Below are 16,617 nucleotides of genomic sequence, written 5' to 3'. Positions count from 1 at the left end.
CCTTTCATGATCCGTAAAATCTCTGGCAGAATCGTAACACACGAACGCGAGTTCGACGGAACGGTGGAATGGGATCCTTCGACGGGATGGATTTCGTCCGTTCGCGAAGGATTGGAATTCGACGTCACCGAAGAACAAACGAAGGAAGAAGTCTGGTTTGATCCGAACCAAACCGTGATCTTTCCGGGGTTCGGCGACATTCATATTCACGCAAGAGAAGACGAAAGCGGCAAACACACTTATAAAGAGGATTTTCTTTCCGCGAGCGCGGCTGCGGTCAACGGGGGAGTGGTTCACGTCGCCGATATGCCGAACAATCCGATTCCTCCGGTGGATAAAGATTCATATTCAAAAAAACGCAAGTTAGCCGATCGTTCTCCGATTCACATCACGTTGTATGCGGGGATCGGACCGAACACGAAACCCCTTTCCGAGTCCGTTCCATATAAAGTTTTTATGGGACCGAGCATCGGAGAATTGTTCTTTCATAACAATCAAACTCTGGAAGACACGATCCGAAATTATGCGGGACAGAATATCAGCTTTCACTGCGAAGATCCGGAGATTCTCGAAAAACATCAGGACGAAAAATTCCACGAAGACAGAAGACCGGCGGAAGCGGAAACGATGGCGACCGACTTCGCTTTGTATCTGATCGAAAAATACAATCTTCGCGGAAAACTCTGTCATTATTCCACGGGCGACGGCTTGAACAAAATCAAAGCCGCAAAACAAAGAGGAGTGAAGATCACCTGCGAAGTCACTCCCACGCATTTGTTCTTCGACAAGTCCATGTTGACTCCCGAAAATCGGCTTTGGTTTCAGATGAATCCTCCTCTTCGCGAAAAGGAAGACCGTGAAAGAATGCTGCAAGGCGTCAAAGAAGGCTGGATCGATTATCTCGCGACCGATCACGCTCCGCACAGCATCGAAGAAAAACAAAAAGGAACGAGCGGAATTTCTCAACTCGATACATATTCACTTTTTGTAACATGGTTGATCTTGGACGCGGGTGTGGATCGAAAGACGATCGCGAAGATCTGTTCTAAAAATCCCGGAGACTTTGTGAATGAATATCTTCCTCCCAAATACGGAAAAGGTTTCGGGAGAATCGAGCCCGGTTATTCGGCGAACTTCACCGTGTTGAATTTGAAACAACCGAAGACGTTTTTGAAAGAGGAAATCAAAAGTAAATCGGGTTGGTCGCCTTTTGAGAATTTTACGTTTCCGGGTTCGATCGAAGCGGTTTTCTTTTTAGGCAATCGGATCAAATAAACGCGTCTTAATACTTTACGGTTTTCTAATGGGTTTAAGTTCTGCCCCAATGACGCAGGATCGTCGAACCTTGAAACCCGAATCGTTCGTAAATTCCTTGTCCGATTTTGGTCGCGTGAAGAATGATAAATCCGGAAAATTCCTTTCGGATTTCGCGTAAGATTTGATCCACAAGAACGGACGCAAAACCGAAACCGCGATGCGCTTTGTCCGTTGTAATCGAATACAAACCGAAGGATTCTCCGTCGAAATAGCTCATTCCGGTCGTAGCCATCGTTTCGTTTACGAAACCTCCGTAGAGTCGAAAGCCTTCTCGCCCGAGCAGTTTTAAATAAAGATTTTCCCGATCGTCGGATTCGAAGGATGAATTTACGATCCTCAGCCAAGTTTTGAGTTCGTCCGCGTTGGAAATCGATCGCACATCCAAGACTTCGTTTTTCAGAACGTTTGCGGTCCGCGACGTTTGATTTTGATTCGGCGAAATCGGATTTCCCTTAAGAAACATTCCCACTTGTTCGTTGCAGGAACCATAACCCAGTTTTTTGATCGCGGATTCGTGATTTCGTGTATTCAAAAAATCTAAAATATCCGGATCGTAACCTTTGCTTCTAAGCTCGCCGATCTCCTCGGTCAATTCGGAATCGGAAAACTTTCCCTTGAGGATGATTCTCGTAAACCAGTGTGAATCCGGGTTCGAATAGAAATCGAAACTTTTGTAGTTCAAGATCGGTGCGCCCATCAAATCCGAAAGAGCGCGGTGAAGATGGACGTAGTTTTCGGTGATTTCGACGACTTTCGGATTCATCTTGTTAGGCGATCGGATCTTTTACGGATTGCGCGTTTATGCGGATGCGAGGATCTTCTTTTTCCAATGATGCGCGCTTTTTCTGCCTTCTTCCAGCGCTTCTCTTCCGTGTTTGAGGCGGTCGGCATCGATATAAGGCGTAACGGTTTCCACGCGCAATATTTGTTTTTTATAATGTTTTGCGAGAAGCTCCTTCAGCTCTCTCGTTTCGTTTTCGATGATCTGAACGGAAGAATGAAACGCGCGCAGCATCGCCCGTTCGGAATGGCCTTTTTTTGTTCGAACGCTGTGAACGACGATCTTCTTAATCGACTTATCCAAAATCAATTCCTTGATCGGTTCCTGATCGGCGACACCTCCATCGATGAATTCCTCTTCTCCCAATTTTTGAATTTCGAATAGGAACGGAAACGTCATCGAAGCGAGAATCTGATCGATCAGATCTCCTTTCGTTTTGAGTTCGCGGATTTGTTTGGTGAGGTTAGAAACGGAAACTCCCATCGGAACGGGTAGATCTTCGATCTTCTTATGACCTAAATGCGGTTTTAGTAATTCTTTGATTTTCTTGCCGGAAAGAATTCCAGAATAATTTTTGAGTCCTTTGCGGATCGGCTTTACGATATTCGTGATCAGATTGCCTTCCCAGAAATCCTTTTTCTTTAAGTTTAGAATCAGATCGGTCATGGTTTCGACGGGAACTCCGGCCGCAACGAGGGAACCGATGAGGGCGCCTGAACTGCAGCCCGTGATTTTAACGGGATGAAATCCGATTTCGGAAAGTCCTTTGGCGAAACCGGCGTGTGCGTAAAAGCCGAAAAAAGCGGAGTTAAAAGTAAGGGCCGTATATTTTTGTTTAACGTGGATTTGCACGATATAACCTTTTTTGAATCTATTATTCCGAAATCACTTCGCCGAACAACCAAGTAAAGTAATCGCGGTTTCCTTCCAAAAGCGGAAGGCTCACTACGCACGGAACTGAATAACTGTGTAATGATTTGATTCGAAGAGTGAGTTCGGTCATCAATTCGCTTTTGGTTTTTAGAATTAGAACCGCCTCGTTATCGACGACGAGTTTCTTTTCCCAGTGATAAACCGATTTCATCTTGGGAAGAATGTTCGCACAAGCGGCCAATCGTTCTTCGACCAAGGTTTTTCCGATTTTAAGGGCTTCTTTTTCGTTCTTTGCGGTTACGTAAACGAGTCTCGCTTCCATAGAATTCTCCCGAAACGAATCGGGACTCCGATTTTAATTTTCGTCCGGATCAAGGATTTTTCGGAAAGTTTTTTACACTTTCCTTATGTTTTCCTAAAATCTTACGAAATTAAAACTATGGGGAAACTTCCGCACAGACATTCGAAATCCAAAAACTTCTCCGGAGGTTTCCTTTCGACTACGCTTCGTATCGCCGTTCTAATATTGTTTTTTGATTCCTTGTCTCTTGTCGCCGAAGAACCGGAAAAGATTCTCTTTCGATGGAAGTTGGTTCCCGGCGAGAACGTCGAGTTGAACGAATATCATCGCGTTCAATTGGTAAGTCAGGGAAGAAAAATCAAACGAGAGGATAAGAATCGAATTCTTTTACAAACTCTTTCGTGCGAGAACAAGGCTTGTATGCTCGAAGGATTTTTCGATACATACACTCGTTTTCCGGAAGTCGATCCTGCGTTTCGAAAAGACAAAACCTTCAAGAGCAGATTTCAAATCACCGAACTCGGTCAATACCGCGTACCTCAAGAATACAGCATGCCCAATCTTCGTTCGCTTCCGAGCTTTTCCGAAAAACCAGTTTCGATCGGAGAAGAATGGACACAGCCAGCAACCGAAAGTTTTCAATTTCCGGGCGGCAGAGTGATGATCACCGTTCTTGCAAAATATAAGTATCACGGAATCGACCAGTGGGAGTTTCAAAAACTTTCCGGCAAAGGCGATCGGATCGAATACAATTATACGTTATTCTACGATTCTCAAGCGAATCAAGAGGGAGTTCCGTTTAAAATTTACGGGTTTGCGAGGGGAATGGTTTATTTCGACCGCGAACAAGGACTTCCCCAATACAAACGGGTTCAGCTCGCTTATACGTTCGTTTATGCGAACGGAATGGCTCAGGAAATGTCCTTCGATATTCACGGAGTATATAATAAAAACGTAAAATTAACGGATAACGATAAGGACAAGTTCGCCGAAGAGATCCGTAAGATTCTGAAAAACGAACTTCCAACCGGAATCGAATCGGACGGCGATCGCCAAAAAAACGGTAAAAAACCTCCGCGCGATACGCTGCAATGGCCCGAGGAAGAGGAGAATCGTGCGAGACCGGAAAACGAAAAACCTTCCGGACCGCCGGTTGAGATCCGCAGAACGGAAGAGGGCATTGCCATCTCGTTGAATTCCGTTCTATTCGATTACAACAGTTCCGAGTTGAAGGAGGAAGCGAAGAAGGAACTCGAAAGAATCGCTTCCGTCCTCAAAAAATACGGTGACCGTGAAATACGGATCAGCGGCCATACGGACAATTCGGGCGGGGAAGAATACAACCGGAAACTTTCCAGAGAACGAGCGCTTTCCGTTTTGAAAGAACTCAGGGACAAACAGGGGCTTGAGGAAAAAAGAATGTCCTATGAGGGATACGGAAAGTCGAAACCGATCGCGGATAATTCCACGATTCAAGGCAGACAGAAAAATCGTCGAGTCGATATCACGATCGTGATGGAGTAATTGTAAAACTCGGACGTTCGATCGAACAAGATTTTTTAGAATTCGGTTTAATTCTGATATAAGGAACTTTCGCCTAACATAAAAAAGGTGATATATTCTTGCGAGGCCTTCCTTCCGGCTGAATGAGAATCAATAAATTATTTTTATTTACGTTTAATATTGGTTGCCAAACGAAGGACTTCTTCTATCAAAGGGGCTTGGCGGCAAATAACGGTGGATTTCGATTTTCAAAACAGAACCAAACGTTTTTATAATCGCATTCTCTTATGCGTTTTTTTTCTGATAAGCGCGCCTATCTTTTCGTTTCCGATCCAATTGACGAAGGATTGGAAAATTACGGAAGGAAAAAATCTCACCGCCCCGATCGAGAATCCTTCCTGGAAAGAATTGAAGTCTCTTCCGATTCCGAAAGATATCATCCGCTCGTTTTCGTTTCCCGAGGATTTTACGCGTACAGTAACCTTACTCAAGAGGTTCGATATTTCCGCGCAGGATCTGAACGCGCTTTCCATCGACGGACTTTCCGTTCATTTTCCGGTTCTCACGAACGCGTATGAAATTTATTTCAACGGAGAAAAGATGGGAGAAGGGGGATTGGTTCTTGGGGGAAGAATCGTCAAAAACGGATTTAAAAGACACGTGATTTTTCCGATTCCTGAAAACAAGGTTCGTATCGGAACCAACGAAATCCGGTTGATCTTATCTTCCGATCCTGGCGAAGAACTGGACGCTTATGCGAGTTTCGATTCCGTTCCTCCGGTGATCGATTTACAGTCTCGCAACGCGTCGATCTTGTCCGAACGATCGACTTTGATGCTCGCGTTTTTATATCTGTTCGTGGGATTCTATCATTTCCTATTTTATTTCAAGCGGCCCCAAGAGAAATACAATCTCTTCTTCGGGCTTTTTTCGATGTTGCTCGCGATCTACATTTATCTAAGAAGCAACGCGGTTTACGAACTCAATCTTGATCCGGTTCTCCAAATGAAATTGGAGTATATGGTCGTATTCAATATTCCGACTTTTTTTCTTTTGTTTTTGGATACGTTCTTCGAATCGAAGATCAGTTCCGTATCGAGATTCTATCAATTCTTTGCCTTTGCGCTTACGTCCTTGATTCCGTTTTGCAATCGCGCGATTTCCGTTCTTTTGCTTCAGACTTGGCAGTATTCGATCTTTCTTTTTGCGTCGTACGCGCTTTACGTTATGATCCGCTCTTTGATCCGAAGGAACCAGGACAGCGTTCGGTTGTTCGCCGGATTCATCATTCTTCTGGTATCCGCGATCACCGATCTTGTGGGGTCCATGCAGCTCCTTCCTTATTTAGAAAATTATGGACTTCTAAAATACGGATTTTTCACCTTCGAATTAGGGATCGTGTTCATTCTTGCGAACCGGTTTCTCAGAGTTCATAACGAAGTGGAAGAATTGAATCTGGACTTGGATCGGAAAGTCCGGGAAAGAACGGGACAATTGGAAGATACTCTGAACCAAATTCAGGAGTTGAAGATTCAGCAGGACGGGGATTACTTTTTGACCTCTTTATTATTGGATCCTTTGAACCGTTATAAGATTCAGAACGAATCGATTTCCGTGGAAGGGTTCAGCCGTCAGAAAAAACATTTCGAGTTCAAGCAGTGGAAAAAGGAAATCGGAGGGGACATTATCATCGCCGACGAGATCGTTTTGAAGGATCGGAAATATCTGGTTTTCGTAAACGGGGACGCGATGGGCAAGTCGATTCAAGGCGCGGGAGGCGCGCTCGTGTTAGGCGTGGTTTTCCGATCGTTCGTTTCCAGGACAAAGAACGCTTCTTCGTACCGATCCAAACCGCCCGAACTCTGGTTGAAGGAATGTTTTTTGGAACTTCAGAACATCTTCGAATCGTTCGACGGATCGATGTTGATTTCCGTAGTCCTGGGCCTCGTGGATTTAGAATCCGGAATATTCTATTTTTTGAATGCGGAACACCCTTGGACGGTTTTATATCGGGACGGGGTCTCCTCCTTTATCGAGGACAAATTGGAACTTCGAAAGATAGGAATCACCGGCTTGGAAAGCAAGATGAAAGTGAAAACTTTCTTTTTGGAAAAGGGAGATACGATTTTTATCGGTTCGGACGGGAGAGACGACCTTCTTTTGGGCGTCGATCCCGACGGAACGCGATTGATCAACGAGGACGAATCGCAATTCTTAAAAAGAGTGGATGAGGCCAGAGGAGATCTCGGTTTACTCGTACAAGGGCTTCGGAATTACGGAGAACTTACGGACGACCTGAGCATCGTAAAACTGACCTATCTCAAAGAGCCGCTTCGATTGGAAACCGCGCCTAAAATTCAATCCTTCGTTTTTCCGGACGAAACGTATCTAAAGTATCTGCAAGCGGAGAATTGGGAACACGCTCTGTATCATCTCGAAAACCTGAAAAACAAATTGGAAGAAGAGACGATGTCTCCCGTGTTTAAAAAGGAACTCGCGAAAGTATATTATAAAATCGGAAAATACGAAGAGGCGCTGAATTTATTCGAGGAATTGATCTCCGATTTTCCGGAGGATGTGGAAGCGATGTTTACCGCGTCTTTGATCTACAAAAGGATGAAACGTTTTCGTCAAGCGGTGGAGTTAGGGGAGCGCGTATTGCTTCGCGAACCGGAATTCCTAAACAACGTGGCTCATCTCGCCGAATCGTATCTGTTCATCCATAAAAAGGAGATCGCGGTAAAACTTTTGGAAAAAGTGGATCAACTCGATCCGATTAATTCTCACGCAAAAAAAATCCGCATTCAGCTCGAACATCCGATTCCCGATCATCGAAACGGTTAAAACAAATTCTCCGCAATCAGCACGCTGATATCGATTCGATTGCTTACGTGATCGATCGTATTCGTAGTAATGATTGGGTTCGCTCCGCTTTCGATCAATTCTTGATAAGAATTGTCCGCAAAAATTCCGTGAACGCAAAGACAAATGGGCGCTTGCATTCCGGCATTTTTCAGATGTGCGATCGTTTTGAGCAGGGTTTTTCCCGTGGAAACGATGTCGTCTATCAAAACCGGGGTATGATTTCGATACGTTTCAATCTGCGGAACGCTGACTTCCACGTCGCGATCTCCTTTGCGGTTTTTTTCCAAGATCGTAAACGGAGAATCGGATTCTTTCGCGACTTCGCCGACCCACTGACTACTCTCATTGTCCGGTCCGATCAAGATCGGATTTTTGACGTTCTTGCGGATGTAATCCGCAAAGAGTCGTGTCGCATGTAAGGTCGTCGCTTTAACGCTGAAGATGTCTTCTAAGTCGTGAATTCGATGTAAATGAGGATCGATCGTCAAAACCGAATCCACGTAACGGGAAATCAAGGACGCAAAATATCTGGAGCTGATTCCTTCTCCGGGATGAAAGACTTTGTCTTGTCTCATATAACATAGATAAGGCGCGATGAGATGAATCTTTTCCGCACCGAGCGACCTTGCGGTTTCACAGAAAAAGAGAAGCGGGACGATCTTCGTATCGGGGCGATCCAAGGAGCAGACGACGTAGATTTCCGTCTCAGTTAATTCTTCGTCGATTCGAAATTTGGATTCTCCGTCCGGAAACCTTCCGAACTCGGCTTTGCCGATCTTCAGGCCGGATCGATCGGAAAGTTTCTTTGTCAGAGTTTCGTTTTCGGGAAATGAAAATAAGAGACGTTTCATGAGATCCATTATAGAATCGTAATGATTCCATTTTGAGTATTCAGGTAATCGAAAGCGTATTCCAATTCTCCTTCGGAATCGGAATGAACCGTATAAAGCACGTCGCCTTTTTCGATCTTTCTTCCCAATGGAGAAAGGAAGTAGACGCCCGCAGAAGAGCTGTTAGGCGCTCCGGCAAGCCGAGCTACCTTTGCGATCTTTCGATTGTCGATTTCGGAAACGATCCCCGACGATTGGGCGATTACGTCCAATTGAAACTTGGAGGAAGAAGGTTTCTTAAAATCGCCTTGAGCTTTGCATATATTTTCGAATTTCTCCCACGCTTTTCCCGATTCTAAAATTTCAAGAGCGGCTTGAACTCCGTTTTTGTATCGGTGCGGCGCCGAGAATTCGAGCATCGCGCCGGCAATCGTCAACGCCCTTTGTTTCAGATCCAAGGGAGAATCCGCCTCGTTCTTTAAAACGCTGATACAATCCTTAATTTCGAGAGACGGACCGATTCCTCTTCCGATCGGCTGCGAACCGTCCGATATCAATACCTTGACTTTCAGACCGACGAACCTCCCTACGACCGTAAAATAGTAATTTAGCTTTTCTGCATCTTCTTCCGTGCGAACCTTTGCGGTCTTACCGATGGGAATATCGATCACTACATGCGAGGAACCGGCTGCAGCTTTTTTCGATAACACCGAAGCGATCATTTGTCCGACGCTATCCACTTCCAAAGCGCGTTCGACTCGGATGAGAATATCGTCGACGGGGCTTAAACCGATCGAACCTCCCCAAACGATACAGCCGCCTTCTTTTTCGACGACGGATTTCATTTGGTTAAGATTCAGATTCACGTTCGTAACCGCTTCCATCGTATCCGCAGTTCCCGCCGGAGAAGTAATCGCGCGTGAAGAAGTTTTCGGAACCGTTAAACCGGCTGCGGCCACAATCGAAACGACGATCGGAGTAGTCCTGTTTCCCGGAAGTCCGCCTACGCAGTGTTTGTCGACAACGGGATATTTTTCCCATTTCAAAACGGAACCGGTTCGAATCATCGCCTTGGTGAGCGCCTTGATCTCGTCCAAATTGAGATGATCGCCTGAACACGCCGTAATAAAGGATGCTATTTCGATATTGGAATATTTTTCGTCTTTGATGTCCTGGATGATTCTTTCAAAGGAATCTTCGTTCAGACGATTTTCGTAGATTTTGGATCGGACGTCGTGTAAGGACAAAACGGGTTTCAGATGCGAAAGAAGAACCGTATCTCCCTCTTTCGCGTGAACCGCTTTCCACGCGCTTTCCGAAAGACCGACTTGCCCGATCGGGAGAATCTTGTTATCGATGATGTTCAGCGAAGCGATGATCTTACGATCGCCTACGGTTACCTGAACCCGATTGAGAGCGATAAACCCTTCCGATTTACACGCGGGACAATCCCTTCGAAGGAAAACGACGTATTCCTGATTGGTATCGATTCCTAAGTTTTTAAGAGTGAGTTTTTCTTTCTTATCGGACATGATCTCTCAGAGTTTGATTTCGACTATATCGAACAAATTTGGAACCTCGCATTCGAATTGAAGGCTGTCTTTGAGTTTGACGCGAAGCGTATCGGAAGCTCCCTTTTCACCGTGAACGATAAAAACCTTTTCGGGTTTTCGCTTTAAATTTCCAAGCCATTCCAGAATCTCTCTTTGATCAGCGTGAGAAGATAAACCTTCCACGGAGCGGACTTTCGCTTTCACATCGTAGAATTTTCCATAGATTTTGATTTCCGGATTTCCGTCCTGCAGTTGTCTTCCTCTGGTTCCCAACGCTTGAAAACCGCATAGAAGAATCGTCGAATTCGGATCTCCCAAATAATATTGAAGATACGTGAGAACTCTACCGCCGGTTGCCATACCGCTGCCAGCGATCACGATCTTAGGAGCTCGGTCTTCCGCGAGTTTATACGTTTCTTTGATCGATTCTGTTTTTTGAAAATTTTCCCAAATCCGGGAACATTCCATCGAAGAAAGTTTATGCCATTTCGTATGAGTTTGAAAGACTTCAAAGACGTTTCTTCCCATAGGACTATCGAGAATCATAGGAACGTTCGGAATTCTTCCCATGGATTTTAATTTCCAGAGAAGATACATGAGACTCTGCGTTCTTTCGACCGCAAAGCTGGGAAGAATCACGGTTCCATCGTTCTTCAGCGTTTCGTTTAATATTTCCAAAAGTTTCGTTTCCGGATCGGGAGGATGGATTCTATCCCCGTACGTGCTTTCGGTAAAAATATAATCCGCTTGTTCGGGACGATCGGGCGGATACAAGAGAACGTCCTTGGGCCTGCCGATATCTCCGGAAAAAACGAACAACTTGCCGGAGATATCCAGTTCGATAAAGGTCGCACCGAGTATATGACCGTTGTATTTCAAGCGCACACGAATTCCGGCCGCGAGATCCTTCCAATGATCCAATTCGATCGGATGTAGATACGAAAGAGAATCGATCGCTTCCTTAAGATCGTATAAAGGAAGAGCGGGTTTGTGTTTGGAATATCCGCCTCGATTCGCACGATCGGCTTCTTCTTCCTGTATTTTGCCGGAGTCTTTGAGAATGATTTCCGTAATTTCCAAAGTAGGTGCGCTTCCGAAAATTTTACCGCGGAATCCTTGTTTGACGAGTCTCGGAATATAACCGACATGATCCAAGTGACCGTGCGTTAAGAATACGAAATCGATTTCGGATGCGCGAACGGGAAGCTGCGCCCAATTCAATAAGCGAAGCTCCTTAAGCCCTTGAAACAAACCGCAATCGATCAGTATCTTTGTTTTTCCCGTATCGATCAAATATTTGGAACCGGTCACGGTTCCTGCGGCTCCCAAGAAATGAATTTGAATGGAAGAGTTCATTCTGAAAATCGCATTCGATTCGGCAAAAAATGAAATCATAAATTAGCCGGGTGCAAGTTGATATATATCACTCTCGGCATAGGACTTACGGAGAAAAATGAGCAATTTTTGAAGATGCGTCAAATGCTTCCGTTATGTGTCATTCTATAGTTCAGGCGCAATTCTTCGTTGCATATCGTTTGTTATGGATAGAGTGCTCAGATTCTCCGTTTTGCAGTTGTTTTCAAAGGGGCGGGAATTGATTGAATTTTATAAAACGACCGGAATATTCCTAAAATAATGAAATAACATGTGTTATTAAAAAGATGAACTTTTTCTACGAATCCTCTTGACAGAGAATTCTCTTTGTTTAAATTCTTACCTCGGTGTATCAAACACTACAAGCGAAGAAGACCAAAGCGAATTTCGAAAAAAAATAAAATAGAAGAATAGTGAAGAGAGTTGAGGTATTTGAAATGCGCAAATTAAGCTTATTGATAGTAATGAGTTTCCTATTGACTGGTTCTTTAATGGCTTCGGGCGGAGGGTCTTCTTCGAAACCTTTATCCGGTTCTTACCCGATCGTACTTTCCCATGGTTTATTCGGATGGGGAACCGATTCCAGCGGAGTAATCAGCATCGTAAACTACTGGGGTGGTATGGACACCTACTTGAGAAATCAAGGTGCAAACGTTTACGCTCCCACAAAAACGGCGGCTCAGTCCAACGAGACGAGAGGCGCGGAACTTAGAGATAAAATAAACGTCTACATGGCGGCTAACGGTTTTACTAAAGTTCATATCATCGGGCACTCGCAAGGCGGATTGGATAGCCGTTATATGGTTTCCAACTTAGGAATGTCCGGAAAAGTTTCGACCCTGACTTCTTTGAACTCTCCTCATAGAGGATCTCCGATCGCGGATATCGTAAACGCTGTAATCCCAAGCTGGGCTCAGCCTTTCGTTTCTTCCGTTTTAGGGGTAGTGGTTCAACTGGTTTACGGCGGAGGACAACAAGACGCGGTTAAGGCCCTGAAATCCTTGACTACCAGCGGAATGGCTTCCTTCAACAGCTACACTCCGAACAGTTCTGCGGTGAAATATTTCTCTTATGGTTCTACGATCACCATTCCGGATCTGATTCAACATCCTTTGATGGGAATTCTTTATCCTGCTTGCTGGGCGGGCGGAGTTTTCAACGGACAAGGCGGAGACAATGATGGACTCGTTCCTGCAACTTCTCAGAGATGGGGAACTTGGAAAGGCGGTCCTTCTTACGGTATTTTTACGACCGGTGTGGATCACCTTCAGGCTTCCAACACCCTGCTTTCCGGACAAACTTGGTATGACGTAGAAGGATATTTCCTCTCTATGGCTTCCAACGCGAAGGCAAATCAATAAAAAGTATCGTTTCCTAAATTCCAGTAACCGTGCAAGATAGGATTCCGCGTTTGGGCGCGGAGTCCTTTTTTTTTACTGCATTTTTAAAATTTCGAATTGATCCGATTTAAAAAAACGAGCAGGAGCTCGGCGCCGCGCTTTCGTGCGTCAGCTTGGCCCCTTGCGGACGGGTTCTTTTTTTCCCAACTAACTGCGTATAGTTGTAGAATTAAATAGCAAATTCGGATTTGATGCCTATCCTTATGGAACTTTCCTTCGCAGTTTTGGGTTCTGGAAGCATCGGAACCTACCTTGGTTGTCGATTGTTAGCCGCCGGCAATCAGGTTATCTTGTACGGTAGAGAAAGAATCCGAAATGAACTCAAAACCTTCGGAGCGAAAATCACCGATTTTGCGAATCACGAAGTATTGCTAAGCCCCGCTTCTATTCCGTTTACCACTTCTCTTTCCGATGTTCTTACCGCAGACGTATTTTTGGTTACGGTAAAGTCCAAAGATACGAAGGATCTGGCCCTGGAACTCCGCGGGATTTTAGAAAAACGGCAGAAGAATCATTCCGTTTCCGGTTCGTTGCCCGTCGTAATCAGCTTTCAAAATGGAGTTCGCAACGCGGAGGTTTTGCGGGAAGGATTACGCGATCTGCCTGTCGAAGTTTTGGCGGGAATGGTTCCTTTCAACGTAGTTTCCAAAGGGAACGGACATTTTCACCGGGGAACGAGCGGGAATCTCGTGATCGAAGATTCAAAAACATCGCGTTCTCTCGCGCGGATTTTCAATCGGGCCGGACTTCCGACCAACACGCATAAAAATATCGCGGGAATTCTCTGGGGAAAATTGATTTTTAATCTGAACAATTCCTTAAACGCACTTTCCGGTCTGACTTTAAAAACGGAAATTTCAAAACCGGGGTATCGCAAGATTCTTTCCAAGCTGATGAAAGAATCTCTCGAAATCATGAGGCTCGCGGAGATCCGACCGGTTCGTTCGGGGAAAATGATTCCGAGTTTGGCGCCGATCATTTTGAATCTTCCGGATTTTTTATTTTTTAGAATCGCATCGGGAATGGTGAAGATCGATCCGCAGGCGCGCTCGTCGATGTGGGAGGACTTGGTTCAAAAACGTCCGACCGAAATCGATTCCCTCAACGGAGAAGTCATCAAACTCGCCGATGTGATGGGACATCCCGCGCCGTTGAACCGGGGAATCGTAAAACTCATCAAGGAAGCAGAATCGAATCCCGAAATCCTGAATCAGAGCGCGGAAGATCTCGCCAGAAAGTTAAAGATAGATCTAAATTAGTTTTTAAGAATATTCCAAAAAGAGCGGTTCTTATCCGATTCTTTGCGGACGTGTTTCTCTTCCCATTGCTCCAAGGTGATTCCTTCCTTTTCCGCCTGTTTTTCCCGAAACCCGTTGAGCAGCGATTTCGTAAGAGGATAACCCGCGATCGCGGAAGGAATTCCGATCAGAAATCCGCCGAGAAACATGGGCGCCCCCATGTCGTTTATCAAAAACGCGCTCCAATATTTCAAACCTTCGTAGAGTTCGAGAGAACTGGAATGGTCGATGACTTCCAAAATTCTCGCGAAGTTCATGGCGGGCATATCCCAGCCTAACAGATTGTAGGCGGCGATTCCCGTGACGTAAAAGATATAATAGAAGAAAGGAAGGGTGACAGGATTGGTGATCCAGATCATCGCGATCGCGATCGGCATATAAAATCGGATTCCGATTAAACGGAGAAGGACCCAAGTGATCAACCCGAGATACATCTGGATTCCGATCAGAGGAGTGAGGGACCAAAAAAGTCCGATCGAAGTTCCCAAACAAACTTCCTTTACGGGAGCGTGCGATTGTTGAAACGGAACGATGATCTGTTGATGAACGAGTCTATAAACGGCTTTTATCATGTTTGAAAATCAAAGACCGGATTTGATTCTTTCCTTTGTATAAGTCTGCAATGCGTCCAGATATTCTTTGTGAAGAGGAAAAATCGAAATCGCTTTTTTGATTTCGGCTTCCGCTTTGACGGGGTCTTTTCTTTTTTCAAAATAAAATTTCGACAACAAAAAGTGCGATTCGGATTGGAAGGGTTTCGCACGGAACGGTTTGGAAATCCCCTTTTCCAAAGAAGCGATCGCGCCTTCGCTGTTTCCTTCCATAATCAGACAAAGACTGAAGCCGTAATACGCGTCCCCTTTATCCGAAAGGGAAATCGCGTTTTGGAATTCGCTTAAACTTTCCTTTCTTAGATTCTGCCGAAGATATAAGGTTCCTAAGTTTTCGTGGAGTAACGCTTCCGAATCGGGGCTTTTTTCTTTTGCGAGAATCAGCGCTTCCTGATACGTGGATTCGGCTTCTTTGTAATCCTTATTGGATTCATATACGAGTCCGAGTCCGCGTTTGCAATCCAGGGATTTGGAATCGAGCGCGAGACATTTTTTGAAGTCGTTCATCGCCGCGGTTTGATTTTTTTGAAGATACCGAATCCAACCGCGCACGTATAAAAGTTCCGCCGTGTCTCCTTTGAGTTTCAGATTCTCTTCCGCTTTGTGAAGCGCTTCTACGAGGTTTTCTTTTTCCGTAAGATCCCGGATTTCCAAAACCGAAATGGATTCCTTTTTATTGCAGTTTACGGCGAGAAAATAGAATGAAATCGTAATGAAGGTCGTTCGCAGCAAAAGGTTGAATAGGCGGTCGAATCGATTTCCGTTTCGCATTAAATTCCGCTTTCCTTTCGGACATCGTTCGAAGTTTTGTAAAGATCCGTCGGTTTTCATTTTTCCTCGCACAGAAAGATTCTAAGATCGTTTTGATAAACGCAATCCGAAAAAAGGATCAAGGAGGATTCTTCAGAAAACCCGCAAGCAGTTCCGCGGCTCGTTTTCCTTCTTCGATACATTCCTGCGCTCTGTGAAATTCCATCAAACCGATGTTTCGGAGACGAGGCGCGATCGTTACGTCCGGAGGATCTCCCGCCATTCTGCTGCGCGTGATTCGGATCTGCATAACGTTGATGCTTTTCGACATGACCTCGATCATTCCCGGTTTTTCGTCCTTTTCCTCGCGGAGATTCTCCTCCAAATCCTTTCCCCAAAAATGGGATAGGAAGGATTTGCGGTTGGATTCTTTGGCGTTCGATTCTTCCGCTTCTTCCTTTCGATCCAAAAGATCTTGATTCAAGTCGACTGCGATCACGAATTCCGCGCCCATCGCCTTACACAAAGAAACGGGAACCGGATTCACCAAACCTCCGTCCACAAGCCAACGATCCTCCCGTTTTACCGGTGAAAAAATCCCCGGAAGAGAAATCGAAGCTCGAACCGCTTCGGGAACCGATCCTTCCCGGAGCCAAATCTCCGAGCCGTTGTCTATGTCCGTTGCGACCGCTCCGTATTTTTTTGTTAGGTGATCGAAGTTTAGGTCCTTGAATTCTTTTTCAAAGAAGTCGAATAATTTCTTTCCCCCTAGAATTCCGCCTCCGAACGATATGTCCATGAAACCAAGTATGTCCTTCCATTCCAAGGTTTGAACCCATTCTTCCAGACGATCGAGTTTGTCAGCGGCATAAAACGCTCCCACGAGGGAACCGATCGAAGTTCCGCAAATGATATCGGGTTTCCAGCCGTAGGACTCTAAAACGCGTATAACGCCGATATGCGACCAGCCTCTTGCGGAGCCGCTGCCGAGAGCCAATCCGACTTTTTTGCGTCTACGACCCGGCTTGGATACCGCCTCGTTCAGGGGAGAAAGGCTCGGCTTTGCGGGCTGGGGATCGCTTTGGAAAGAATTTTTATCCTTTTTCAACGTGTTGGCCTCTTTTTTTTATGAGATTCTTCGAAAAAATAAAAAAGATCCGT

General features: G+C 45.3%; 14 protein-coding genes. 5 read left to right on the top strand and 9 right to left on the bottom strand.

Annotated features, from left to right (window positions below):
• Positions 1 to 6 precede the first annotated feature (6 nt).
• On the top strand, positions 7 to 1,275 hold the full coding sequence (locus DLM76_RS03795) for an amidohydrolase family protein (RefSeq protein WP_118964388.1): 1,269 nt from the start codon (positions 7 to 9) through the stop codon (positions 1,273 to 1,275).
• A gap of 34 nt (positions 1,276 to 1,309) precedes the next feature.
• Here DLM76_RS03795 and DLM76_RS03790 read toward each other — a convergent pair whose 3' ends face one another.
• The 3 genes from DLM76_RS03790 to cutA are packed head-to-tail and all read right to left on the bottom strand — an operon-like array spanning position 1,310 to position 3,293.
• A complete protein-coding gene (locus DLM76_RS03790) occupies positions 1,310 to 2,080 on the bottom strand; it encodes a GNAT family N-acetyltransferase (RefSeq protein ID WP_118964387.1) in 771 nt (256 codons plus the stop codon).
• Positions 2,081 to 2,116: 36 nt separating this feature from the next.
• Entirely contained in the window at positions 2,117 to 2,950 is an 834-nt protein-coding gene (locus tag DLM76_RS03785) for a patatin-like phospholipase family protein (protein WP_118954884.1), read from the bottom strand.
• Positions 2,951 to 2,972: 22 nt separating this feature from the next.
• Positions 2,973 to 3,293, bottom strand: a complete 321-nt coding sequence (cutA, locus tag DLM76_RS03780; protein WP_118954885.1) for a divalent-cation tolerance protein CutA — start codon at positions 3,291 to 3,293, stop codon at positions 2,973 to 2,975.
• Positions 3,294 to 3,410: 117 nt separating this feature from the next.
• On the opposite strand from cutA, the gene DLM76_RS03775 reads away from it, so the two are divergent.
• Positions 3,411 to 4,796: an OmpA family protein gene (locus DLM76_RS03775; RefSeq protein ID WP_118964386.1), complete on the top strand. Its 1,386-nt coding sequence runs from the start codon at positions 3,411 to 3,413 to the stop codon at positions 4,794 to 4,796.
• Between the two features lie 258 nt (positions 4,797 to 5,054).
• A complete protein-coding gene (locus tag DLM76_RS03770; protein WP_429946400.1) occupies positions 5,055 to 7,619 on the top strand; it encodes a SpoIIE family protein phosphatase in 2,565 nt (854 codons plus the stop codon).
• Here the strand turns inward: DLM76_RS03770 and DLM76_RS03765 are convergent.
• Genes DLM76_RS03765 through DLM76_RS03755 form a run of 3 tightly spaced genes read right to left on the bottom strand, consistent with a single transcriptional unit; the run spans position 7,616 to position 11,379 of the window.
• Positions 7,616 to 8,491, bottom strand: coding sequence for a ribose-phosphate pyrophosphokinase (locus DLM76_RS03765; RefSeq protein ID WP_118964557.1), 876 nt, complete (start codon positions 8,489 to 8,491; stop codon positions 7,616 to 7,618). The two genes, DLM76_RS03770 and DLM76_RS03765, sit on opposite strands and share 4 nt — an antisense overlap.
• An 8-nt stretch (positions 8,492 to 8,499) precedes the next feature.
• Positions 8,500 to 10,002, bottom strand: coding sequence for a thymidine phosphorylase family protein (locus DLM76_RS03760; RefSeq protein WP_118964384.1), 1,503 nt, complete (start codon positions 10,000 to 10,002; stop codon positions 8,500 to 8,502).
• A gap of 6 nt (positions 10,003 to 10,008) precedes the next feature.
• Positions 10,009 to 11,379, bottom strand: a complete 1,371-nt coding sequence (locus tag DLM76_RS03755) for an MBL fold metallo-hydrolase RNA specificity domain-containing protein (RefSeq protein ID WP_118964556.1) — start codon at positions 11,377 to 11,379, stop codon at positions 10,009 to 10,011.
• A 455-nt stretch (positions 11,380 to 11,834) separates the two neighbouring features.
• Between DLM76_RS03755 and DLM76_RS03750 the strand changes: the two genes are divergently transcribed.
• The gene (locus DLM76_RS03750) at positions 11,835 to 12,758 is read left to right on the top strand and encodes a lipase family alpha/beta hydrolase (protein ID WP_118964383.1); all 924 of its coding nucleotides are present in this window, start codon (positions 11,835 to 11,837) and stop codon (positions 12,756 to 12,758) included.
• A gap of 242 nt (positions 12,759 to 13,000) precedes the next feature.
• Positions 13,001 to 14,056: a 2-dehydropantoate 2-reductase gene (locus DLM76_RS03745; protein ID WP_118964382.1), complete on the top strand. Its 1,056-nt coding sequence runs from the start codon at positions 13,001 to 13,003 to the stop codon at positions 14,054 to 14,056.
• Here the strand turns inward: DLM76_RS03745 and DLM76_RS03740 are convergent.
• The 3 genes from DLM76_RS03740 to rssA form a co-directional block, all read right to left on the bottom strand.
• On the bottom strand, positions 14,053 to 14,667 hold the full coding sequence (locus DLM76_RS03740; protein WP_118954891.1) for a DUF2062 domain-containing protein: 615 nt from the start codon (positions 14,665 to 14,667) through the stop codon (positions 14,053 to 14,055). The genes DLM76_RS03745 and DLM76_RS03740 overlap by 4 nt on opposite strands.
• Positions 14,668 to 14,676: 9 nt before the next feature.
• Positions 14,677 to 15,477: a tetratricopeptide repeat protein gene (locus DLM76_RS03735; RefSeq protein ID WP_118964555.1), complete on the bottom strand. Its 801-nt coding sequence runs from the start codon at positions 15,475 to 15,477 to the stop codon at positions 14,677 to 14,679.
• Between the two features lie 118 nt (positions 15,478 to 15,595).
• A complete protein-coding gene (rssA, locus tag DLM76_RS03730; RefSeq protein ID WP_118964381.1) occupies positions 15,596 to 16,564 on the bottom strand; it encodes a patatin-like phospholipase RssA in 969 nt (322 codons plus the stop codon).
• Positions 16,565 to 16,617 lie beyond the last annotated feature (53 nt).

Origin of the sequence: Leptospira yasudae, assembly GCF_003545925.1 — a bacterium.
Classification (GTDB): domain Bacteria; phylum Spirochaetota; class Leptospiria; order Leptospirales; family Leptospiraceae; genus Leptospira; species Leptospira yasudae.
Note: the sequence above shows the minus strand (reverse complement) of the source record. Positions and strands in the feature narration are given on the sequence as shown.